Raw genomic sequence first — 22,533 nt, 5'->3', positions numbered from 1 at the left:
CAGTGAGTCTACAGCTTCCATCGTTTTTGGGCTTGGATGGATTTGGCGGGTTTGGGAATTGGCATTTTGGGCCTAAAAAAATCGAAAATCCTTCCCTTGGGGCGCTTTACGTACGGGGGCATTGGCTTTACTATGTCACCAAGCCATGGAAGATTTTGCCCACCTGCATCTGCACACGACCTATTCCATGTTGGATGGAGCCATTCGAATCAGTGATTTGATGAAACGAGTGAAGGAACTTGGTATGAGTTCTGTCGCCATCACTGACCACGGGAACATGTATGGAGCCATCGAGTTTTACAAAGAGGCAGTCAAACACGAAGTAAAACCTATCATTGGTTGCGAATTTTATGTTACCCCTTCCCGCAGTGCAGAAACGGAGTTAGACGAAATTGCTGATGGTGGTGCTTACCATATCATTCTTTTATGCAAAAATGAAGTTGGATACCAAAACATCATCAAATTGGCAAGTCGTTCCTTTACGGAAGGATTTTATCGTAAACCGCGAATTGATTATGATTTATTAGAAAGGCATAGCGATGGACTCGTTTGTTTGACAGCATGCCTTGCCGGTGAAGTCAACAGAAAAATCCTGGAAGGAAAAGAAGATAAGGCGTATGCGTTAGCTGGTCGTTTGCATGAGATTTTTCGAAAAGAAGATTTTTATATGGAAATCCAAGACCATGGAATTCCTGAACAAAAGGTAGTTGCAGACGCCGTTATTGGATTTTCGAAACGAACTGGTATCCCACTAGTCCTTACCAACGATTCTCACTTTTTAACAAAAGATGATAGAGAAGCTCAAGACATTCTCTTACGCATCGGAATGCGAAAGAACATAGATGATGAAATGCGATTTGGGTTTAACCAAAACTTCTATGTAAAATCTCCTTCGGAGATGAAAGAACTTTTTCCCAATCATCTTGATGCATTTTACAACACACTCGCCATTCGTGATAAATGTTCACTTAATTTTCAATTTGGAAATCCATTATTACCTCCTTTTGAAGTACCACCAGGTTATGATACAGACAGTTATTTAGAAAAACTGGTTTGGGAAGGGATAGTAGATAAATACAAAGAGATCACACCAATTGTAAAAGAAAGAACCGAATTTGAAATGCAAACCATTCGGAATATGCACTTCGCAGGTTACTTTCTCATCGTTCAAGATTATATTAATTTCGCAAGACGAACGGGAATCCCAGTGGGACCTGGTCGAGGATCCGCAGCGGGTTCCATCATTGCATATGCGCTTGGTATCACAAACGTAGATCCAATTCGTTACAATTTACTCTTCGAACGATTCTTAAATCCCGACAGAAAGGATATGCCTGATATTGATACGGATTTTTGTGTAGAACGCCGAGAAGAGGTGATCAATTACATCAAACATCGATATGGTGAAAACCGTGTGGGTCAGATCATTACATTTGGTTCACTTGCTGCCAAGGCTGCCATCAAAGATGTGGCACGTGTTTTTAATGTACCTTTTTCAGAAGTCAATGAGATGAGTAAATTATTCCCCAAAAAATTGGGAATCACCATCCAAGAAGCAGTTGAGACTTCAAAAGACCTTCGTGATATAGCAGAAAAATCTGAGATTAATAGAAAAGTATTTTCCATTGCGCAGAAATTAGAAGGTAACTATCGTCAGGTGGGAAGACATGCGGCAGGTGTTGTCATTGCGCCCACTGCTTTGGAAGAAATTGTCCCGCTATCAACTGTTAGTGAGCCCGGAAGAGATGGTCGCTCCATTGTCACTCAGTACGACAAAAATATGTCGGAACAAGTGGGACTCATTAAAATGGATATTTTAGGTTTAAAAAACTTAACAACGATCCATCACGCTACTAAACTTATTGAAAAACGACATGGTATTTTACTTGATTTGGATAAAATTCCATTAGATGACCCGGCAACTTTCAGTTTGTTACGGAAAGCAAATGTTCTCGGTATATTCCAGTTGGATTCGTCTTCAGGGATACGCGATCTATTTGCCAAAGCTCAGGTTCAAAAATTTGAAGAAATTGCCGCCTTGCTTGCGTTATACCGACCTGGTCCAATGGGATCTGGGATGTTGGATGACTATTTAGAACGTAAAAACGGAAAGAAAAAAGTAGTATTCCCACATGAAAGTTTAGCTGAAGTTTTGGGTGAAACGTATGGCGTAATTGTTTACCAAGAACAAGTGATGGGAATCTCAAGGATCATGGGTGGGTTCTCGGTAGGAGATTCGGATGTTCTTCGTAAGGCGATGGCCAAAAAAGACAAATCCAAACTCCCTGCCTTAAAAGAAAAGTTTGTTAAAGGTGCTGTTGAAAAGAAAATTAGTGAAAAGTTAGCAACGGAACTTTTTGAACAATTAGAAAAATTTGGTGAATATGGATTTAACAAATCCCACTCAGTTGCTTATGCCTTTGTGACTTACCAAACTGCTTACTTAAAAGCAAATTATTCAATCGAATATCTAACGGCATTACTTTCAGGTGATCATTCCAAAATCACTGATGTTGTGAAATACATCAACAATGCAAAAGATATGGGGATTCGAATCCTTGGTCCAGACTTAAGAGAATCGGGAATATCTTTCGAAATCACCGACGATAAAACAGTTCGGTTTGGATTGTCTTCCATAAAAGGTGTGGGAGAACTTGCCGCCGAAAATATAATTAGAAATCGAAATGAACTTGGTGGTTACAAACAACTAAGTGATTTTACAAAAAAATTAGACACTCGTTTGGCCAATAAAAAAGTATTAGAGTCACTTGCTCAAGGAGGAGCCTTCGACTCCTTTGGTTATTCCAGAAAAACGATTTTTGAATCCACTGATATCATTATCAATTATGCAAATAAAAAACAAGCAGAGGAAAAAGAAGGCCAATTTTCTTTGTTTGGTGGTGCCAATGGAGGCACAGAAGAAAACTTAAATTTACCAAAAGATGGAATTGAATGGAGTGGAGATGAATTACTTCGTCGTGAAAAAGAAACCACCGGGTTATATTTATCTGGCCACCCTCTTGATAAATTCACAGAACAATTAAAATCACTAAACCCAACTTCTATTGAAAACCTAGAAGAAGTTAGACCAAAATCTAAAGTAGAAATTGCTGGTGTTCTTTCCAAAAAGGTAGTCAAACTTACCAAAAAAAAGGAAGAGTTTGTGAACTTCATGTTAGAAGACCAAACAGGTGAGATTGAATGTGTTGCCTTCCCGAAAACCTATGCTGAATTCAAACACCTTTTCACAGAAGACAACACGGTTTTTATCAAAGGTATATTGGAACGGATTGACGCCGACGAATCAGAGTTAAAGGGTCAGATCATTGTTAATAAACTTGAAGAGTTAAATTCCGTTACCATTGAAAAGAAAATGGAGAAAACCCTTCATTTGACAATTAATATGAAAGAAGAAAAAAATCGAGATGTGATTTTGAAACTTCAAGATATTTTATCTGTCCACAGAGGTGCTTCTTCTGTATTCTTCCATCTTGTTGGAAACGGAGACGAAAAAAAAGTCATTCGTGCTCACGACCATTTTTCAATTGAGATCACAACCGATCTTATGAAGATGTTAACTGATATTTTAGGGAAAGGTGCTGTGAGGTATACAGTAGGGGAAGAAGTGAGAGTGTACGGGTAAGTTCTGTGGAAACAGAATCAATCTCTCTAACGTTTCTGCTCGAGTTCTTATGGATGGGCTCTGGTGCCATCTTTTGTATCATTTGGTCATTATCAAATTTAGTCAAAAACCGTAAAATATCTGACCTTTTTTGGTCTTTCATTCTTTTTTCAACAGGCTTATGGTTGTTAACTGGAGCCTTTATGTTCACTGGTTTTTATTTGTATCTTCCAGTGATTGTATTTGTTCACATTCCTTTTGTGTTTTTATCTGCTTCGTTTTTGTATCATTATTTGGAACATTTATTTTTAGAAAAAGAAATAAAGTTCCATTGGATAGGATATCTGCCTCCCATTTTTTCCATTGTTTTTTTAGTTCCATATTATATGGAATCGAATGAAGGAAGGATTCAAATCTTAAACACATTAACTGTTTCTGAATATGGGTCTATTTTAAGTGGTCTGAATTTTGGAATCAAACTTTCCATCCTATTGTCGGTTGGAATTTTTCTCATTCGCGAATGGATTCCCAACGTGGTTTTGTCAGTATTTTTCACCAAACGTGCGATATACTCTCTGATCTTTATCCTTTTAATATGGTTCGATTTGCTTGTGGGAAGTATCGGATTTGGTTTTCAGATTCCATTTTTTCGGAAATTGAGTGCTTATCTTTTACCAATTCTTATGTATTTTTATTATTTCACACGCGAGTTATGGGAACCATTTGTTTCTGATGTCAGAGATAATATACAAAAAAGCAAATATGAAAAATCAAAACTTGTGTCTGTCCCACTCGAAACCATCGACCAAAAATTATATGAATTGATGTTGGAAAAAGTATTTTGTGATGAGGATTTAAACCTTTCCAAACTCGCGGATTTAGTGGGAGTGAAATCAGGGCAATTGTCTGAATACTTTTACAAACGGTATGGGTTTGGATTTTACCAATATATCAACCAATACAGAATCGAAGAAGCAAAACGTTATTTATTGGAACCAAAAGAACGAACCATCCTCTCCATCGCAGATGCCGTGGGTTTTAATTCGAAGTCAACTTTCAATCGAGTGTTTTTAGAAAAGGTGGGAGTCACACCCACTGATTTTAGAAAACAATCAAAACATCCAAAATAAAAGATTTAGAAGTCTCAAAGAATTCTAGAGGACGACAAAGTAATTAGTTACGGTTACTCTTTGATCCTAAAGAGGAATATAAATGCGAACCATGATTGATTTTTATTTAGACTTACCCAAACGATTTGGGCAAAAAAATGCATTTGCAACGCGTTTGGGGTCTGGAAATTACCAATTCAAAACTTACAATGAATTGTTAGCTGATGCAAAAGACTTGGCTACTGGTTTAACGGAAAGATTGTATGAAAGAGATAAGGTTGCAATTTTTGCCGATAACTCGTATGAATGGATCCAAACAAGCATTGCGATAACACTTCTTGGAGCCATTGATGTGCCAAGGGCATCGGATGTCACTGACCAAGACATATTATACATACTCAATCATTCTGAATCCAAAATCCTTTTTGTAGAAAACGAAACTGTTTTGGAAAAAGTGATTCGTTTGGAAAATGATTTAGAGTTTGTTAAAGAAATTATTTTGTTTTATCCTCCTAAACAAAATAAGAATCTTAGATCTAAAAAAATTAAGATTAGTACTTTGCAAGAGTTAGTTGATATTGGAAGTCAGAAAAGAAAAGAAAATCCTTCTGATGAATTGTTTTTAAACAATACCATCAAAGAATCTGACTTGTTTACGATGATTTATACATCAGGAACTACAGGAACACCTAAAGGAGTCATGTTAACTCACGGCAACATCCTGTTCCAGTTAAACCATTTGCCATTGAAATTGCAAAAAGGGGACAAAACACTTTCTATATTACCCATTTGGCATATCTTTGAGCGGATCTTTGAAATCTTTAGTTTGTCCTACGGAGCTTGTACATACTATAGCAGTGTCCGAACTTTGAAAGATGATTTAAAATTTGTGAAACCAAATTTTATGGCTTCAGCTCCAAGGTTATGGGAAAGCATTTACTCAGGAATACTTGGTACTGTAAATAAATCATCACAACTGAAACAAAAGATGTTTCAAATCTCAATGTACTTTGCTAAATTATTTTTTCATTCCAGACAAATCATAACGGGGAATGTACTTGATATCCATCCGGTGATTTTTTGGAAACAATGGATTCGATTTTCCTACCATCTCGTTCGATTTTTTTTAGTAGCCTTACCATTTTTCTTTTTTGATTTTTTGGTATTGTCCAAAATTAGAAAGGCAACAGGAGGAGAACTTCGTGGTTCTTGTTCCGGTGGAGGTGCTCTACCGTTTCATGTGGATGAATTTTTTAATATGATTGGCATTCCCGTTTTAGAAGGGTATGGCATGACAGAAACAGCACCAGTGCTAGCGATGCGAACCTTCGAAGAAATCATTCCTGGTTCTGTGGGAAAAATCTTTCCAAAAACAAATTTACGTCTCGTTGATATCCAAACAGGTGAAGTGTTTTTAGATACAGAATTAGGTAAGTTTGTTTATGGAAGGAAAGGAGAAATCCATGTAAAAGGCGAACAGGTAATGGCTGGTTATTACAAAAATCCAGAGGCAACAAACAAGGTATTGTTGGATGGATGGTTGAACACAGGAGATTTGGGTCTATATACATCTAATCATAATTTGCGAATAGTGGGTCGTTCCAAAGAAACCATAGTTCTATTAGGTGGAGAAAACGTTGAACCTGTTCCAATTGAATCAAAAATATTAGAATCAGATTGGATTGACCAATGTATGGTAGTAGGGCAAGACCAAAAATTCCTAACTGCACTTGTGTATCCGAATTGGAATCAGTTTGATAAAGAACCCAAAGGTGAATTTTGGAAAGACAAAGAAATTTTGCAAAAAATGGAATCAGAAATCAAATCCAAAATCAATGCACAAACTGGATTTAAATCGTTTGAACGAGTTGTAGGAGTGATTGTGATACCAAAACCATTTGAGGTAGGAGATGAACTAACGGCAAAGTTATCACTCAAACGTCATGTGATCACAGAAAAATATGAAAACCAAATCCATACTATTTACGAAAAAACTTAAAATTCAACTCGAAATGTATGAATCGGATTTGATTTCAATCGATCTCATGTAAATCCATTGATGGGAATATACAAGGATCTGTAGAGTGATTAGTTTCCTCCACTAATCCTTGTAATGTTGATACTAAAATTTCTTTCTGACTCGTGGCCTGAAAAGTCCTTTGTTTGCACCTTTATGGTATTTTCGCCGGCCTTTAAATTCAGAACTCCTACCAAATAACGATCTTTAAAAAAGAGATCTTCAAAACTCAGTCCATCCTTTGTTTTCCATTTGGAACCATCAAATTGTAAAGACTCAAAATTTGCTTTTTTATACACTTCACCATTAAAAAGGTACTTCACATTTTTAATGCCTCGACGTTGGCTATTTTTGATTCCACCATCGATGATACTTACAGTCAAAGGAAAGGCTTTGGATACATTGATATTATCTCCATCATTGAGATTGGTGTAATTTTCTCCCACATGAATGAATAAATTGGCAATTTGAGGAGGCATCGTATCTTCTACAGGTGGTAGATAGGAGAGTGGATCTAATAAAGTTTTTCCGTAATCCTTTCCTAATACAAAGTGTAAGTGACCACCTGTGGAGTGCCCTGTATTCCCAGAAATTCCGAGAGAATCGCCTGCTTTTACTTGTGTTTGGTTTTTTACAAGTTCGTTCCTTGTGCCACCTAAGTGGTAATAACCGCTCACATAACCGTTTTTATGCGCCACCCAGACAATATTTCCAGACCCTCTTTCTTCTTCAAAGGGATTGTCCTCCGCATAACGTGAGTACAGAATAAAACCATCTCCCATAGAACGAACAGGTTGGAGGACAGAGGAAATGTCCAATCCATTGTGAAAATGATCTTTTCTCGATTCACCGAATGTACTTGTAATGAGGGAAGAAAGTTCCAATCCTTGGATAGGCCAAACAAATTCCGGTTTCCCTTCGGACTTCTGTCCATCAGCGAAAATAAAACTTGCCAGAAGAGCGAAAATCACAACAATACGTTTCATGTTATTAGAAGTCTCTCTGCGGGTTCATTTTTAGGAAAGTAGTTTATGAATCAGACTTCTTATACACCAGAAGAAATTTTAGAACTTGTCAAAGAATGTGGGACAGGCAATGAAAACGCCCTGCAAAAGTTTTTTGATTTTTTTTCCCAAGATATATACAATTTCCCAATTCGTGTTTTCCATCTAACGGAAGATGATGCTAGTGATTATTATATTTATGCTTTTGAACGTTTGAAGTCAGGCAAACGGTTCAAAAGTTTTGTAGGGAAATCCAGTTTTAAAACATGGTTTTTTTCCGTATTGCGAAACCTTCTCATCGATTGGCAACGCACCAAACGAGAAGTGAAAACCCAAACCGTTTCCAAAGTCAACCAAGAAGGGAAAGAATACAGCACCATCGAAGATGAGCCGGATAAACGGGCGGATGCTCTGGCAATGGCTCTTGATGCCTCTGACCAATTCCAATCGGTTCTATCTTCCATCAAAATGGAAAATCGAATTGTGTTCAAATTATCCTTTATTTACTACCTCCACCTTGATCCGGAGGAACTTCACTACATTGCCGAAAAAACAAAACGTCCTCTGGACGAGATCCAAGTCGAAATTCTGAAACTCCGAGAGGATTTGTCCGACCGTGAGGAAGAAAATCTCAAAATGGAAGACAAAATCACTTCATTGTATTTGAATATTCTCGATTTGAAGGAACAGAAGAAACAAAAAGCACAAGGAGAGAGTGTAGAAGCGCAATATTATAAAGAACGATTGGACCATGCCCTTGCGAAGAAGTACGAACAACGTAAAAAACTCATCGAGAAAAAACAAAAAGGCCATTTCCTCGTGAGGACACCATACCGGGAAATTGCGAGAATCTTAGGGATTTCCGAAGGTGGCGTGAGTGTGACCTTGCTCCGGGTACTGGAAAAAATGCAAAAAAAAATGCATTCGGTTGCGGGAGAGTCGTAATTTCCTTCGTCATACAATACATCGTGGAGGCGCCACATGGAACATCAGGACTTTAACGCAGAATCATTGGAATTAGCTCGGGAATACTTCCTAAAGGGTGAATTTCCAAGTGAAGCTCAGTTGCAAGACCACCCAAATCTATGGGATGCCTATGCTTTCTGTGAGGAATCCTTTTTTGCGGCTCTCCGCACGGAGACCATGGTTGACCACCCATTGGCAGAAACCTTCGCCCTACAAAAAGCAGAGAACACGGTTCACCGTTCGCCATTGGCACTTCCTGAATTCCTAAAAGAATACACAAAGAAGAACCTAACGGCACCAGAAAAAAAGGACAATCTCATCATCCGCCTTTCCCAATCTGGAATCCGCGTGATTGATAGCCTCATTTCTTCATTGCAGATCCGGGAAAGTTTGGATTTTGCACCAGCGATGCGTTCGGCTTCTACCGATCTGCGTACCAACGACACAAACTCTGTGATTTTTGAAGAGACCACAAAAGAAAACCAAAAGTTTTACTACCAGATTGTGAAAGAAAATGAAGGGGAAGTGTATCTTTCTGTAAAAGCAGAAGGTGAGGCTGGATTCCAACAAGTGAATCTGCGTCGGGACGGACGATTCATCCTTTCCAATAAAATCAATTTGGATGGCAGTGTTAGTTTTTCAGGTTTAATCCCTGGTAGTTATACCATAGAGTTTGTAGGTCCTAATCTTTCAAAATCGTTTGACTTGTCCATTCTCCTTGGATAGCTTCATGGGAGAATGCTCTCCCTTATCATCGATCGTGTAGGCAATGTTAATATCTTCAATGTTTTGGAAGATAACCTCCCTGTCGAAGAATCTCACATACAGTCTACGTTAGACGATGATTTGATATTGGAATATTTGGGGGAAGTGGAAAGGTTGGTGCACGTCTCCCAATCCGTTTTATCCAAACCCAATCAAATTCTGAATGTCGATATCTTACAAGATCTGAAGGTTTTAGGGGAAACGTTTTACCAACAGTTTTTCCCAACCTCCATCATTGAAAAACTTAAAAATACAAACAAACAAAGTATCCATTTTAATATTGATCCCACTCTTGCTCTTGTACCTTGGGAACTTTTACATGACGGAAATCGTTTTTTATCGGATAAATTTCGAATTGGGAAAACCATCCGAGGTGGGCTGCATAGATCCACTCACCAAGAAAATAGAAAAATCAAAATGCTCATCATTGCCGATCCTACAGAAGATCTGCCCCATGCACAAAAAGAAGGGGAAGTTTTATTTTCTGTCTTGAGTCAAAAGGTACCAAACCATCTTTTAGAACTAGAATTTATTGGTGGCAAACAAGTCACCAAACTTAAGTTACTCTCGCTTATCAAAGATAAACATATCATACATTATTCGGGGCACCTTCATTTTTCAGATGATTCTCTTGAAAATGGATGGTTACTGTCCGATGGAAAAGTATTAAAAGCAAGAGAAATCAAATCCACAGGGATAGATACTGATTTAGTATTCTCAAACTCTTGTATGTCGGCGAAGTCGGCAGGCAAGAAACTCAATACAAATATTTTGAACCAATATGCGGGTGCTTTTTTAACTGCTGGAATCAAAACCTTTGTGGGTACCAATTGGGAAATTTTAGACAATGAACGAACCATTGACTTTACAGTTCGATTTTATACATATTTATTTTCTGATAAATCAGTCGGTGAGTCTTTATTCCTTTCAAAAGAATTTGCAAGAAGGAATTACCATGCCAATGATTTGACATGGGCTAATTATTCGTTGTATGGTAATCCCGACTTTTCGATGTTTGCTAAGGAAAGAAGGAATTTCCATTCTGCAAAAATCCTTAATCCCACTGCCGTTTTGGAATTTTATCCTACTCCTATTTCACTTGCCTATTCCAGATGTGCAAACTTAAATAAAACCAAAACGATCGATAAAACCAATCTTATCAATTTGATTCGATTGTTTGAAGCGATTAGCCAAGTGGTAGGTATGATTGTCTTTAGCGATCACACCTCCCATGCAATGAACAAATCTATCCCAAATAACTTAGATGATGCGGTTACACTGAGGAAATGGTGGGAACTCGTTTATAGTTGCGTATGGGATTTTCAAAAATTAAAAATCACGAGCATTTTTGAAACTGCACTTCCTGTTTTACATGAACAAAAGGAAACCATATTTAAAATTTTAGGTTGGATGGAAGGTTGGGAACAAGGGGATATTAAAACGGAAGAGTTAGAATCTTACCAAATCATCCTCCAGTTCTTTTTAGAAAATATGTTACTTGAATTTGCCGAACTAGAGCGAATTAGCATTTTACTTGTATCAGAAAACAACAATCCACATTTTTATTTTAAAGGGATCAAACCTTCTTATCTTTATCCAACCTCTCATGGTTCAAGGGAAAAACTATTAGAACAATTGTCTCACCAAAAAGGTAACTTGGTATTATTACATGAAAGTAGAAAGATGGTTATCCCTTTTCAAACTTACTTCAAAGAAAAAAAGGAAACTGGTGATTTGGAACTCGTATTCAATGGACTAATACCTTTTGTTCTTGGAGCTAAACAGAGTTGAGTTTATGCCATCCAGAAAGAGGGAATGTTTCTTGTGGTGCCTGTTGTGGTCTTTTTAACTTAAAACTAACCACCAAAGAATTTAAAACCTTACTTTTAGAACGAACCACTGAATTTAAAGAAACTGTTGATTTTGAAGTTAGGCATAGTTTTCCTATCTTTAGAAAAGAAAGAGAAACAAAAGAAGCCCATATTCCTAAAAAAGATGAGATGACTTATAATTGTCCATTTTTGGGTTATGTAGATGACACCAAACAAAGGATAGGTTGTATGATCCATCCTATCTTTACTGGTGATCCCAAAAGCCAAAATTTTTCTTTTTATGGGACTTCCATTTGCCAAGCTTATGATTGTAAAACTAAGGAAGGAGCACTTGCGGATCTGTGGGAAAACTTATTTGTAGAAATTGCAAAGGATTCAATCGAATATTCTTTTTTATCTGCAGACCATATCTTTACAAATGCTGTAGAAAAGTTTTTTTCTCACCAACAGATGAATACAGAAGATATGTTCCATCACTATCGTTTGGAATTAGTTGCATTATTTCGGATACGTTTGCTTACTTCGAGTGTTAAAAATTTCACTTCATTTGAAATCAATTATGATGCATTTTTAAGTTTAGAAGATGTTGAATCTTATTTCAATTCAGAACTTGGATCGGAGTGGTGGGATTGGAAGTTTGAGTGGGAAAAGAAAAACCCGAATAGAGGTGAAGTATCCGGGTTTTGATAAGTGAATTGGATTATGCTTTAGAAGTAACAGTTGCTACTTTTGCTTTTGCTTCCGCTACAACAGTGTTTGCTTTTCCAATGATGGTTTCTACTTGAGAAAGACCTTCTTGAACATATTTTCTGAGGTTAACAGAAACTTCGCTTTGGTCTTGAGCACCTTTCGCTGCCAAGTTTTGGAATTCTGTGTTGATTGTAGAGAAAGCTTTTTCTGCTTCTACTTTTGCAGTGTTCACTGCGCCTAAGATAAAGTTTAATCCGTCTTTTACTTGTTGTTCCATTTTCATTTCCCCTATTTTCGGTTTCTGGTTTGTGCAATGCACAACTCCTTTTTGTGCGCTGCACACGGATCCGTCAACCTGTTTTTTCATTTTTTTTCTGCATCGCACAAAAAAAATGGAAAGATGCCCCAACCGGAATTTTTACCCATTCAGTGGAAATCCACTTATCTCTCCCTTCTTGACCAAAGAGCCCTTCCAGGAAAAAAAGAATTTTTAGAAATCCAAACCATGGACGAAACCATAGTCGCAATTCGCGAAATGGCTGTTAGGGGAGCGCCTGCTATTGCCATTACGGGAATTTTTGGGTTAACACTTGGAGCAAAAAAGAAAAAAGGGAATGTTGTTGCAGGAGAGGTAGAATCACTCATCAAACAAATGTTTGAGTCTAGACCAACTGCAGTGAATCTTAGTTTTGCATTAAGAGAAGCAAAAAAACGATCCGAAGGGAAAACAGATTGGGAATCGATCCAAAAGATATGGGAATCTTATGCTTTGGAAATGATGGTCGAGGATTTAAATGCCAATCGAAAGTTAGGTGAGAATGGGGCAAATCTATTCCCAAAAGATCAAAATGAAATTCATATCATTACCCATTGTAATACAGGAGCTTTGGCAACTGCAGGTCATGGCACAGCACTTGGTGTGATCCGTAGCCTTCGGGACCAAGGGAAAAAAGTGATTGTCTATGCGGATGAAACAAGACCCTTTTTGCAAGGGTCTAGGCTCACTGCTTTTGAGATGATGGAAGAGGGAATTGAGTGTTATATCATCACAGATGGAATGTCTGGTTGGCTAATGAACCAAAGAAAAATTGATGCTGTGCTCGTGGGATGTGACCGTGTGGCTGCAAATGGGGATACTGCCAATAAAATTGGGACTTATAATCTCGCAATTGTTGCTTTTGAACACAATGTTCCCTTCTATGTATGTGCTACGAAAGACAGTTTTGATTTAAATCTGAAAACAGGGGATGAAATCCCCATCGAAATGAGAAAAGAATCGGAAGTGACCCAATTCGATTTTTTGAAAACAAGTGATGGAAACTATTTATTGCCTGAAGGGAAAACAGCTCCTTTTGGAGCAAGGGCTCTCAATCCTTCTTTTGACATCACAAAAGCAAAATTTATCAAAAACTTTATTACAGAATTAGGCTGTTTTGTACCCACAGAGATTTCCACTCGTCTAAAGAATGTATGACGGAAAAAGCGATTTTAGGTGGTGGGTGTTTTTGGTGTACGGAGGCGGTTTACCTTCGCATCCCTGGTGTGATTTCCGTTACCTCCGGATATGCCGGTGGGCAAACACCAAACCCTAGTTATAAGGACATTTGCACTGGTACTACTGGTCATGCGGAAGTGATTGAAATTGAATTTAATCCCGAGGTCTTTTCATACTCTAAAATTTTAGAAATATTTTGGGCTTCGCATGATCCGACAACCCTTAACCGACAAGGGAATGATGTGGGAACTCAGTATCGTTCTGTCATATTTTATCTGAATGAAAAACAAAAAGAATTAGCGGTGGAATCCAAACGTAAACATGCTTTTATGTTCCCAGATCCCATCGTAACGGAAATTTCTCCTGCCCCAACATTTTATAAGGCAGAAGACTACCACCAAAATTATTTTACCCTAAATCCTCAAAACCCTTATTGCCACTACGTGATTTTTCCCAAATTAAAAAAATTGGGACTGAAGTTAGGTTAATATAAAACCAATTCTTTCTACAAAATTGATCTATTGACGTAGATCAATTCCTGATTTGTCGCAGTGCCAAAGATAAAGTTGGCAACGATTGACCGGGATAGAAGCAAAGATAGAGCCGCATAAAAAATGCGTTATCATTTTTCAATCTCTAGAAATTGTTAGTCGAGTTTCTATTTGCCTTTGAAAGCAGTGAGCATCGCCTTTTCTTGGTTTGGAAAAAAGTTCATCACAAACGCTGATTGGGCCTTGGTGATTTTTTCCACTTGCCTTCTGTATTTGATCACAGCGCCAGGATGTGCCGTGTTACGAACCACAACTTTTACATTATCTTGGTTATAACGTGCACCTTTTAGTTCTTCAATTTTTGATTTGAGTAATTCGACAGTTTTATTTTTTTTCTGATACGCATCAAAAATTTCTTTGAACTTTTCTTTTCGCGCTTCATCAAGTTTTCCACGAGAACGTTGCACAACTTCTTTGATCTTTTGGATTTCTGGTACTAATGCTTCCAGTTCTCTTTCCATATCAGTAAGTCTGGAACTTCCTTCTGTGAGAAGTCTGTCATTTTTATAATGGAATCCCACTTCTACAACTGTATCCATTTGTGCGGATGATCCAAGGGAAGAAACAGTAATGCCTTGGTAGGAAATGAGATCACTTCCGATGATGGATGATGTTTCTCCTGTTAGGATGATATTTCCTAAACAAAGAATTTTACTTCCCAAAATAAAGTTTTCGATGAGACAATCACCATCAATTTCAAGGTTTGCGTTTTCAATGAACTTAGCACGAAGGTCTCCTTTGATTCGGATCACACCTTTGCCTTTTGCCTTCACGCCACCCTTTACTTCTAAATCTTCACCAACGATTACATCAGATGATTCAACATTCCCATCCAGATACAAGGATCCTTGGCAATTGACAACAGCACCTTCTTCGATGGTTCCTTTCACTCGGATGGTACCTTCAAAATTGATATTGCCTGTTCCAAGTCCAATGTTACTTTCTATATTGAGTTCAGGTGAAACGGTGAGAGAGGTATCTGTAGAAAAAACAACTCCGCTGAGTGTGGCAAAGTATTCTTTTAATTGCCTTCCTGGTTTTTCAGGATCTTCAATTGTTTTTGGTAAAACGTTTTTACCTAGTGTTAACCTTGGTCTATCAATGGGATTAGGGTAAATTGGATTTCCTAATACATCGACACCTTGTTCCCCAGCAACTCCTTCAAATAAGGTAGCTAATTTTTCACCTTCTTTGACATGCACATATTTATTGATATTACGAAAATCTGCCGAACCGTCTTCTTTTAGAACAACTCGCTGGGCTCTTGGAAAATAAAATTTGATCCAACCACTTTCTCCTTGTTTGGCGGGAATTCCTTTCCCAACAACAAAGGTAAATTCTTCTTTCACTTTCTCAGGGTCTTTTAGAATTTTTGCAATTTCTGCGGCTGCTTGGTCCACATCTTTCATCAAAATGCGATCTCTATGAATGGTAGCGTTATCAAGTGCCTCAAAAATAAGTATATTGCTCATGGATCCACCTAACAACCAAATTGGTTTTACCACCAAATTTGCAGTCAGTCGATCCTCGGAGATTTGGATCTTGAGTCCCCGTTCCGGATTGAAGTCCGGTGCATTTTTTACGTCCATTCTGACAATAGTATCGGCAGAATTCTTAGGAGAAACGACAATTTCTGTAGTGTTATCGTTCCAACCAGTGCAGAAAACTGCCAAAAGTTTGCAGGAGGGCTGGCACCCCAAAAATTTGGGAATGGAGGGGCAGGCTATCCCCGTGAGTGAGGGCGGTAGAGGTTCTGTGGACGTGTAAAATCCCTTTTTCCCGGAAGAGGCGAGCCAGTTTTTCTGATTCTTCTTTGGAGATGACGGGATCCGATTCCCCGTGGAGTAGGGCAACGGGGCCACGTAAACTCTCGAGTTGGTAGTATGGGGAAAGGGTTTCTGGCATTTTTTCGGGCACGGTATCTAGGACTCGTTTTGCCAAGCTGATCCGAAAGTTACGGTCGTTGTGGACTGCCTCAAAAAATTCTTTGGCACGGTGACTGGTTTTTTCTAACAACATTGAAGATTTGGCATTTCCTCCAAATCGTTTCAACCCATTGTCAAGGGCTGCCTCAAAATAAACAGATTCTAACTCACCGGCAATGGTTGGTTCAAACCGATGCAACATATTGTATAAAATGACGTACACTGCGTACGGATCTACTTCGTAATGAGAGAAAACAAATGGTACTGCTTCAAAAAAATTGCAATATCCACCAATGAGCATACTGGTTTTAATTTTGTTACGCGTATTGGATCGGGACGCAGCGATGATACCCATACCTGCAGAAAAACTGGCAGATAAATAACCTAAGTCATCTCCATTAAACAACTGTTTGTTTTCGTAAATCTCTAACATCAAATTTTGGATATTCGAGATAGTTTGGACTTCAATTTTTAATGCCTTTACCTCTGGAAGTTCTGGCAAAATGACACTATAACCTATATTCGCAATGTTTTCTGCTAAATCAATGATCCTTTGGTCATCAATTCCCATCGCACTCATCCCATGTTGGAGGTACACTCCGGGTAAAGTTTTTGGATCTTTTCCTTGGGGGTAAAATAGAAAGGAACGGCGACCAGTATCTTTAAGAGTAATTTCTTTTCGTTCGAGAGATTTTTTTTGTTTTAGCCCGGCATAACTCAAAATTAGAGGGAGTGCCAAAACGTAGGGTTTCATTCGTCTTTAGTTTTGAGGAGTAGGGAATTTTTCCAACAATAAAATCAAATACAATCGACCCATATATTCGTCTCCACGGCGGTCTTTTAAATTAAAGATCAGAATGTATTGCCGAAAGTGTTCGAGAGAGATTGGAATCAATTTGTGATTTAAATTTTCTGGAGGCAAAATATCAATTTCGTAACGGCCAAGTCGCATTTCTGTAATTAAATTTCCTGCGATTTGATTGGCGAATTCCATCATGATGGAAGAAGAATGTGCCCTTGAAGTTGGATCAATTTGAAAGGCTTTTGCAATTTTTGGTAAAAGTTTGAGTTTTGTATAACCATCAAGTGCTAAATAGAGTTTGCCATTGATATCACCTACAAATTCAACAAGTGTGCAGTTTTCAAAGCATAGTCCTTCGTTTTTTGAAGGGCCATATGCTTCCCTTTCAGCAAACACGAGTAAGGTTTTGTAAAAATGATCCGGTAATACTTGAGAAACCGTTAAAATGAATTTTTCATCAATGAGTGGATCCATTTAAGCAGCGTTGTAGAGGATACTCTCTTCCAAAGAACTATATGCTTTTTTGATCCATACATCAAACTTTAAATCAGGGATCAGTGGATTGGAATATCCCAATGCTACTTCGGATGGATAACCAAGTTGGTCCAGTTCTTCAATGAATTGTTGAAAGAAGGATGAAAATGATTCCAGACGTTCGTTCGGAATGAGGGCTGCATACAAATTTTCTTCTAATTGGAAAAGTCCGATGCCAAGGACAGAATGTTTGATTCCCATTTGGTTGAGGCCAATGGCAAGTTCCGATTGAAAATTTGTATCGATGAATTTGAATAGCACCAATGTCTTTTTTTCAGAAGCTTCAAACGAAGCTTTTGCCAATTGGTAAAAATGGGAAACAGTATAAAGCTTTGTAAAAGGGTGTTTGGTGACCTTTGCATACTCACGTTTCAAAAGGATTTTTTCTGATAAGTTGGTTGTTTCTTCCCAGAAAACTTGTATGTCTTCGTTTGACCAACCTTCCTTGGAAGTAAAACATAAAAATCCAAACAACTTAGCGTTTATGGTTAATGGAACATATAACTTTCGTTTGTTTTTGGAAATGGCCGGTAAAGATTCTTTGATTTGGCTTTCTTCCCATTCATTCCATTCCACTGGATTGTCATCGGTTTCTACTAACATCTCCGACTTTTGCCAGTAACATTCCTTAAAATCGGTTCCATCAAAATAAACATATTGGATTGACGATAACTTGGGGCTAGTAAAAGAAAAAGGGAATTCTTTGATTGTATCACAAAATAAACTTCGTTCTTCTAACCGTACCGATTCCCTAGCATAAAAAATTGGATCCACTTTCCAAAGAATTTCTTTTGTTTTAAAACCTTTCGTTTCATCATTGGAGTCATCAATCGCTGTGGAAACTTCGGGAAAAACGGAACCATGGGAAACATTGGTATCTAAAACAACTTCGGTATCTACATTACTTTTTTGTAATGTTTGGGAATCATCTTCACTTGCAATGGTTTCTGTTTGGAAAGAGGAAGTCGGTTGTTTGGAATTTGGATAGGATTGTAAATCCAAACTGTATAAAAAAAGTGTGAGGAGTAGGCAAGAAACAGCTAGGAGGGTGAAGTCCACCCAAGAAAAATAGAATAGCGTTTGAAGGGTCACACCAATAGCAAAAAAAATTGTAGGAATTGTATATCGTTTCATGGTACCTTGGCCGTTACTTAATATAACGGGTAAAATGGGGATTCGCTAAACTGATTTTCCTTTTCCGCTAGGAGCAAATGAAACTCTATTCCGAATTAGCAGAATACTATTTTACCATCGAAGAACCTAGCCGTAAGTTTTCAGAAGAAATCCTTTTTTTACGAGAAACATTCAAGCGACATAAAATTTACACCGTACTCGACATTGGTTGTGGCACGGGCGAACACATCAAAGAATTACAAGGTATGGGCTTCAAACCTCATGGGGTGGATGGATCACCCAGAATGTTAGAGATTGCAAAAGCTAGATTCCCTCATTGTTCCTTTGAAGTTGGGAAAATGGAATCATACGTTGCAAAACAACCTGTTGATGGTGTGATTTGTTTGTATGGAACCTTTAACTACTTAGTCAATGATGATTTGGTCCAAAATTTTTTAAGGAATTGTTACAAAAATTTAAAACAAGCGGGCCTACTCGTACTTGAGATTTGGAATGCCGACCCAATTCACAGAATCAAACGAAAACCTATCACTACAGTGAGTAATGTGAGGCAAGGGACAACATCCATTCGAAGGAATAGGGGTTTTCGTTTAACGAGAGCAGATGATGTTGCCATCGTCGAAGTGAATTATGTATATAATTTAAATCAGAAAGATTTAAAAGACAAACATACGATGCGAGTATTTCATTTTCCACAAGTGAGAAATTTCTTAGACGAAAACAAATTCGAGATCTTAAATGTGTATAGCAATTATGATGGCGAAAAATACATCAAAACAGGTGCACGGATGCTCATTGTCGCCAAAAAGAGGTCTTGACTTTCTTTTTTTGTACGGTATCTCATTCTAGCGGGAGAACGTATGTCCAATTCAAACCATTTCCAAGTGATCGTGATTGGAGGAGGGCCTGGTGGTTATGTCGCCGCCATCCGTGCAGCCCAACTCGGTTTACAAACATGTGTCGTAGAACGAGATAAACTCGGCGGAGTTTGTTTGAATTGGGGTTGTATCCCCACCAAAGCTTTGTTAGAAAGCGCACATGTACTAGAACATCTAAAAGAAGCTTCGAAATTTGGAATCTCTGCTGACAATATCAAAGTGGATTTTGAAGCCGTAATCAAACGCTCCCGTTCTGTCGCAGACCAAATGGCAAAGGGTGTGGAATTTTTAATGAAAAAAAACAAGGTCTCTGTGGTAAACGGAGATGCTAAGTTTTTAAATTCTAAAACCATCGAAGTGAAATCAGTAACAGGCGATACTTCTACTTTGACTGCAGATTATTTTATTGTGGCAGTGGGAGCGAAAAACAAAGCCCTTCCTTTTTTACCATTTGACGGCAAACGTGTGTTATCCGCAAGAGAGGCGATGGTAGAACCAAAGGCCATTCCCAATTTAGCCATCATTGGTGCAGGAGCCATCGGTGTCGAATTTGCGGATTTTTATGCGAGTATGGGATCTAAAGTCAGTATCATAGAATTCCAGGATCATCTCCTACCCAATGAAGACAAAGAAATCTCTGGTATTTTGGAACGAAGTTTTAAAAAACGAGGCATCGAACAGTATTTGAGTTTTGGTGTCGAAACGGCTAATGTTACAGAGAAAGGAGTCGAACTCACCATCCAAGATCGAAATTCCGCTAAAAAAGAAAAATTAAACTTTGATAAGGTGATCGTTGGTGTTGGGATCTCTCCAAACACAAGTTCGATTGGACTGGATGAGATTGGGATAAAGTTAAAAAATGGATTTATTGAATATACGGGTAACTACCGTTCGACGGTTGATCATATATATGCTATAGGTGATTGTATTCCAACTCCTTCTCTTGCTCATGTGGCAAGCGCGGAAGGAATACGTGCCGCAGAAGATATTTCGATTCGATTAGGAAATCCTCACCATATACAAATCCAGCGATTGAATTATGCATACATTCCTAGTTGTACGTATTGCCATCCAGAAGTGGCAAGTGTGGGCCTAAGTGAAGACAAAGCAAAAGCGATGGGTCATGAAATCAAAGTGGGGAAATTCCCTTTTTCTGCGAGTGGTCGCGCGCAGGCACAAGGGGATACAACTGGTATGGTAAAAATTGTATCGGATGCCAAACATGGTGAAATTTTAGGAGCACATATCATAGGACCAGGAGCAACCGAACTCATTGCAGAGCTAACGTTAGGTGCGAATATGGAAATCACTGTGAGGGAACTCGCGAGTACCATCCATGCCCATCCCACACTTGCAGAAGGGATTATGGAAAGTGCAGCAGCTGTTCTTGGTGAGGCGATTAATATATAAGGGTAAAAGCTAAAGGAAAGGAATAGGGGTCAATTTCAATTGGAGTTTCATCTGTCCTTTAGAAATGGATTCCTTTCTCGTTTAGAAAGTGTTATGTTTAATTTCCAAAATGAATGCCTCAGGACATGGGTACGACTCTGATTTGATTAAGAAAAAAAGACGATCGCTTGAAAAAGCACTTGATACTTGGTTATACCCCAGTTATACTTACTACATGAAGACAGCTATTTCTATACCAGATGATCTCTTCCTATCTGCTGAAAATACTGCAAAAAAACTCGGTATTCCTCGAAGTCAATTATTCGCAAAAGCTATCGAAGAATTCATTCAAAATCATTCAAAAGAAAATATAACTGACAAATTAAATGAAGTGTATACGCATAATATAAATATAGTTGATAACCCTATATCGAATATGTCTGTCACGAATCTAAGAAAGAGTCTTAAAAATGACTCGTGGTGAAATTTGGTGGGTCGATCTAGGAATTCCTTTTGGAAGTGAACCTGGCTTTAATAGACCTGTTTTAATCGTTCAAAACGATGCCTTTAACGAAAGTAATATTAATACAATTGTTGTAGTCCCATTGACAACAAATTTGAATCTAGCGAAGGCTCCTGGTAATGTGCCGCTAAGTCGAAAGGAATCAAATCTTTCGAAAGATTCGATCGTAAATGTTTCGCAAATTGTTACTCTTGATCGAGACAGATTCATTAGTAAAGCATCACATCTGAAAACAAAAAATATGAAAAAAATTGAAGATGGAATCAAATTAGTACTTTCTCTGGACTAATGGGCAATACGCATAACAACGACTTACCACTATGCTTCGGCACAAAACTTTGCTCGGCCTGTAGTAAATTCTCTTTTGGAATTCGCCTAGCGTGCGTAAGCTTAATGCAAGTCCCAAACGTCCCAGTTTCCCAAACTTTAGGGTGGGACAACTTAGGGAAGTTGTTTTGTAAGTATCACAAATTCTTTTCCTATGAATGATCCAATCCATTCCATCTTAAATGCGATAGGCCACAGGCCTTGGCCCTTACCAGCAAAACCTTGGTTTTGGTACCAGGAATGGAATGATGTGATTTTTTTACACTACCAAGTGGATCCAAATATTCTCCGTTCCTTGGTTCCTCGGCATTTGGAATTGGATCAGATTGATGGAAATCATTGGATTTCTGTTGTTGCCTTTACCATGGACAAGGTACATCCAAGGTTTACGTTTCCCATCCCAATCCTTTCTACCTTCCGCGAAGTGAATTTACGTACTTATGTGAAAAAAGACGGAAAACCTGGTGTGTATTTTTTGAGTATCGAAGCGGAAAAATGGATCCCGACTTTGTTTGCACGTTTGGCATCGGGCTTACCATACCAGCATTCTAAAATCCAACGAACAAAGAATACGTACCATCTGAATGGGAAACGGTCCCGGATAGAGCTGGAATTCCAAGTCACAGATCCGATCAAACATCCAAACCCAAGGGAACTTTGGCTCACAGAAAGGTACTCTTTGTATCGGGGGAAGGATCCGTATGAAACTGCATTGGATGTGCACCATAAACCTTGGGAATTGTTCCAAGTGGATATTCAGAAGCTAAACATTTGTTATACGGCATTTGATGGTCTCACCGATTTTTTAAAACCAGATCTTACTCATTATTCGCCAGGTGTGCAGGTGTTAGCTTGGTTATGAGAGAAATGGGAAGAGTTTTCGTAAGCTACGCCCATTCTCAAAATTTCCTTCGTAGATTAAAGTTGTGCTATTTCACTAATCCCGGTATGATACCTCACTCTATGGACT

Annotated in this window: 20 protein-coding genes; 14 read left to right on the top strand and 6 right to left on the bottom strand. The window is 38.3% G+C overall.

The window, feature by feature from the left end; translation table 11 throughout:
- The first annotated feature begins 145 nt into the window (after window positions 1-145).
- From dnaE to LEP1GSC202_RS02995, 3 genes are all read left to right on the top strand, one after another.
- On the top strand, window positions 146-3,643 hold the full coding sequence (dnaE, locus tag LEP1GSC202_RS03005; RefSeq protein ID WP_039928074.1) for a DNA polymerase III subunit alpha: 3,498 nt from the start codon (window positions 146-148) through the stop codon (window positions 3,641-3,643).
- Between the two features lie 5 nt (window positions 3,644-3,648).
- Window positions 3,649-4,752, top strand: coding sequence for an AraC family transcriptional regulator (locus tag LEP1GSC202_RS03000; protein WP_039928034.1), 1,104 nt, complete (start codon window positions 3,649-3,651; stop codon window positions 4,750-4,752).
- An 82-nt stretch (window positions 4,753-4,834) separates the two neighbouring features.
- Window positions 4,835-6,730, top strand: a complete 1,896-nt coding sequence (locus LEP1GSC202_RS02995) for an AMP-dependent synthetase/ligase (RefSeq protein WP_015676179.1) — start codon at window positions 4,835-4,837, stop codon at window positions 6,728-6,730.
- Between the two features lie 89 nt (window positions 6,731-6,819).
- On the opposite strand, the gene LEP1GSC202_RS02990 is transcribed toward LEP1GSC202_RS02995, so the two are convergent.
- Entirely contained in the window at window positions 6,820-7,734 is a 915-nt protein-coding gene (locus LEP1GSC202_RS02990; protein ID WP_015676309.1) for a M23 family metallopeptidase, read from the bottom strand.
- Window positions 7,735-7,779: 45 nt separating this feature from the next.
- Between LEP1GSC202_RS02990 and LEP1GSC202_RS02985 the strand changes: the two genes are divergently transcribed.
- From LEP1GSC202_RS02985 to LEP1GSC202_RS02970, 4 genes are read left to right on the top strand one after another with little or no spacing between them, the layout of a single operon-like run.
- A complete protein-coding gene (locus LEP1GSC202_RS02985; protein WP_015676299.1) occupies window positions 7,780-8,697 on the top strand; it encodes a sigma-70 family RNA polymerase sigma factor in 918 nt (305 codons plus the stop codon).
- Window positions 8,698-8,733: 36 nt separating this feature from the next.
- Window positions 8,734-9,444, top strand: a complete 711-nt coding sequence (locus tag LEP1GSC202_RS02980) for a hypothetical protein (RefSeq protein ID WP_015676166.1) — start codon at window positions 8,734-8,736, stop codon at window positions 9,442-9,444.
- A 12-nt stretch (window positions 9,445-9,456) separates the two neighbouring features.
- A complete protein-coding gene (locus tag LEP1GSC202_RS02975; RefSeq protein WP_015676298.1) occupies window positions 9,457-11,274 on the top strand; it encodes a CHAT domain-containing protein in 1,818 nt (605 codons plus the stop codon).
- Window positions 11,271-12,002 carry a hypothetical protein gene (locus LEP1GSC202_RS02970; protein WP_015676127.1) on the top strand — a complete coding sequence of 244 codons (732 nt, stop codon included), beginning with the start codon at window positions 11,271-11,273 and terminating at the stop codon, window positions 12,000-12,002. Before LEP1GSC202_RS02975 ends, LEP1GSC202_RS02970 begins: the two co-directional genes overlap by 4 nt.
- A 13-nt stretch (window positions 12,003-12,015) precedes the next feature.
- On the opposite strand, the gene LEP1GSC202_RS02965 is transcribed toward LEP1GSC202_RS02970, so the two are convergent.
- Window positions 12,016-12,282, bottom strand: coding sequence for a sigma-54 down-regulated protein (locus LEP1GSC202_RS02965; RefSeq protein WP_015676141.1), 267 nt, complete (start codon window positions 12,280-12,282; stop codon window positions 12,016-12,018).
- A 123-nt stretch (window positions 12,283-12,405) separates the two neighbouring features.
- On the opposite strand from LEP1GSC202_RS02965, the gene mtnA reads away from it, so the two are divergent.
- Together mtnA and msrA are read left to right on the top strand one after the other, a co-directional pair.
- Complete coding sequence (gene mtnA, locus LEP1GSC202_RS02960) at window positions 12,406-13,479, top strand: S-methyl-5-thioribose-1-phosphate isomerase (protein ID WP_015676162.1); 1,074 nt, start codon at window positions 12,406-12,408, stop codon at window positions 13,477-13,479.
- Window positions 13,476-13,988: a peptide-methionine (S)-S-oxide reductase MsrA gene (msrA, locus tag LEP1GSC202_RS02955; protein ID WP_015676144.1), complete on the top strand. Its 513-nt coding sequence runs from the start codon at window positions 13,476-13,478 to the stop codon at window positions 13,986-13,988. The genes mtnA and msrA overlap by 4 nt, the downstream gene beginning before the upstream one ends.
- Window positions 13,989-14,158: 170 nt before the next feature.
- On the opposite strand, the gene LEP1GSC202_RS02950 is transcribed toward msrA, so the two are convergent.
- The 4 genes from LEP1GSC202_RS02950 to LEP1GSC202_RS02935 are packed head-to-tail and all read right to left on the bottom strand — an operon-like array spanning window position 14,159 to window position 18,446.
- Window positions 14,159-15,640: a DUF342 domain-containing protein gene (locus LEP1GSC202_RS02950; protein WP_015676266.1), complete on the bottom strand. Its 1,482-nt coding sequence runs from the start codon at window positions 15,638-15,640 to the stop codon at window positions 14,159-14,161.
- A 52-nt stretch (window positions 15,641-15,692) separates the two neighbouring features.
- Window positions 15,693-16,730, bottom strand: coding sequence for an alpha/beta hydrolase family protein (locus LEP1GSC202_RS02945; RefSeq protein ID WP_015676282.1), 1,038 nt, complete (start codon window positions 16,728-16,730; stop codon window positions 15,693-15,695).
- Between the two features lie 6 nt (window positions 16,731-16,736).
- Entirely contained in the window at window positions 16,737-17,252 is a 516-nt protein-coding gene (locus LEP1GSC202_RS02940) for a chemotaxis protein CheX (RefSeq protein ID WP_015676211.1), read from the bottom strand.
- Window positions 17,253-18,446 (bottom strand): hypothetical protein, encoded by a 1,194-nt coding sequence (locus LEP1GSC202_RS02935; RefSeq protein ID WP_015676209.1) that lies wholly within the window; start codon window positions 18,444-18,446, stop codon window positions 17,253-17,255. It lies immediately after the preceding gene.
- Between the two features lie 77 nt (window positions 18,447-18,523).
- Here LEP1GSC202_RS02935 and LEP1GSC202_RS02930 point away from each other — a divergent pair, with 77 nt between their 5' ends.
- The 5 genes from LEP1GSC202_RS02930 (at window position 18,524) to LEP1GSC202_RS02910 (ending at window position 22,425) form a co-directional block, all read left to right on the top strand.
- On the top strand, window positions 18,524-19,264 hold the full coding sequence (locus LEP1GSC202_RS02930) for a class I SAM-dependent DNA methyltransferase (RefSeq protein ID WP_015676307.1): 741 nt from the start codon (window positions 18,524-18,526) through the stop codon (window positions 19,262-19,264).
- Between the two features lie 42 nt (window positions 19,265-19,306).
- Complete coding sequence (gene lpdA / locus LEP1GSC202_RS02925) at window positions 19,307-20,734, top strand: dihydrolipoyl dehydrogenase (protein ID WP_015676221.1); 1,428 nt, start codon at window positions 19,307-19,309, stop codon at window positions 20,732-20,734.
- 214 nt (window positions 20,735-20,948) lie between these two features.
- Window positions 20,949-21,197 carry a hypothetical protein gene (locus LEP1GSC202_RS02920; RefSeq protein WP_039928073.1) on the top strand — a complete coding sequence of 83 codons (249 nt, stop codon included), beginning with the start codon at window positions 20,949-20,951 and terminating at the stop codon, window positions 21,195-21,197.
- Window positions 21,184-21,525 (top strand): type II toxin-antitoxin system PemK/MazF family toxin, encoded by a 342-nt coding sequence (locus LEP1GSC202_RS02915; RefSeq protein ID WP_015676103.1) that lies wholly within the window; start codon window positions 21,184-21,186, stop codon window positions 21,523-21,525. Before LEP1GSC202_RS02920 ends, LEP1GSC202_RS02915 begins: the two co-directional genes overlap by 14 nt.
- A gap of 192 nt (window positions 21,526-21,717) precedes the next feature.
- The gene (locus LEP1GSC202_RS02910; RefSeq protein WP_015676243.1) at window positions 21,718-22,425 is read left to right on the top strand and encodes a YqjF family protein; all 708 of its coding nucleotides are present in this window, start codon (window positions 21,718-21,720) and stop codon (window positions 22,423-22,425) included.
- The last annotated feature ends 108 nt before the right edge of the window (window positions 22,426-22,533 follow it).

Source organism: Leptospira yanagawae serovar Saopaulo str. Sao Paulo = ATCC 700523, assembly GCF_000332475.2.
GTDB lineage: Bacteria > Spirochaetota > Leptospiria > Leptospirales > Leptospiraceae > Leptospira_A > Leptospira_A yanagawae.
This window is presented reverse-complemented; position numbering and strand designations above follow the sequence as displayed.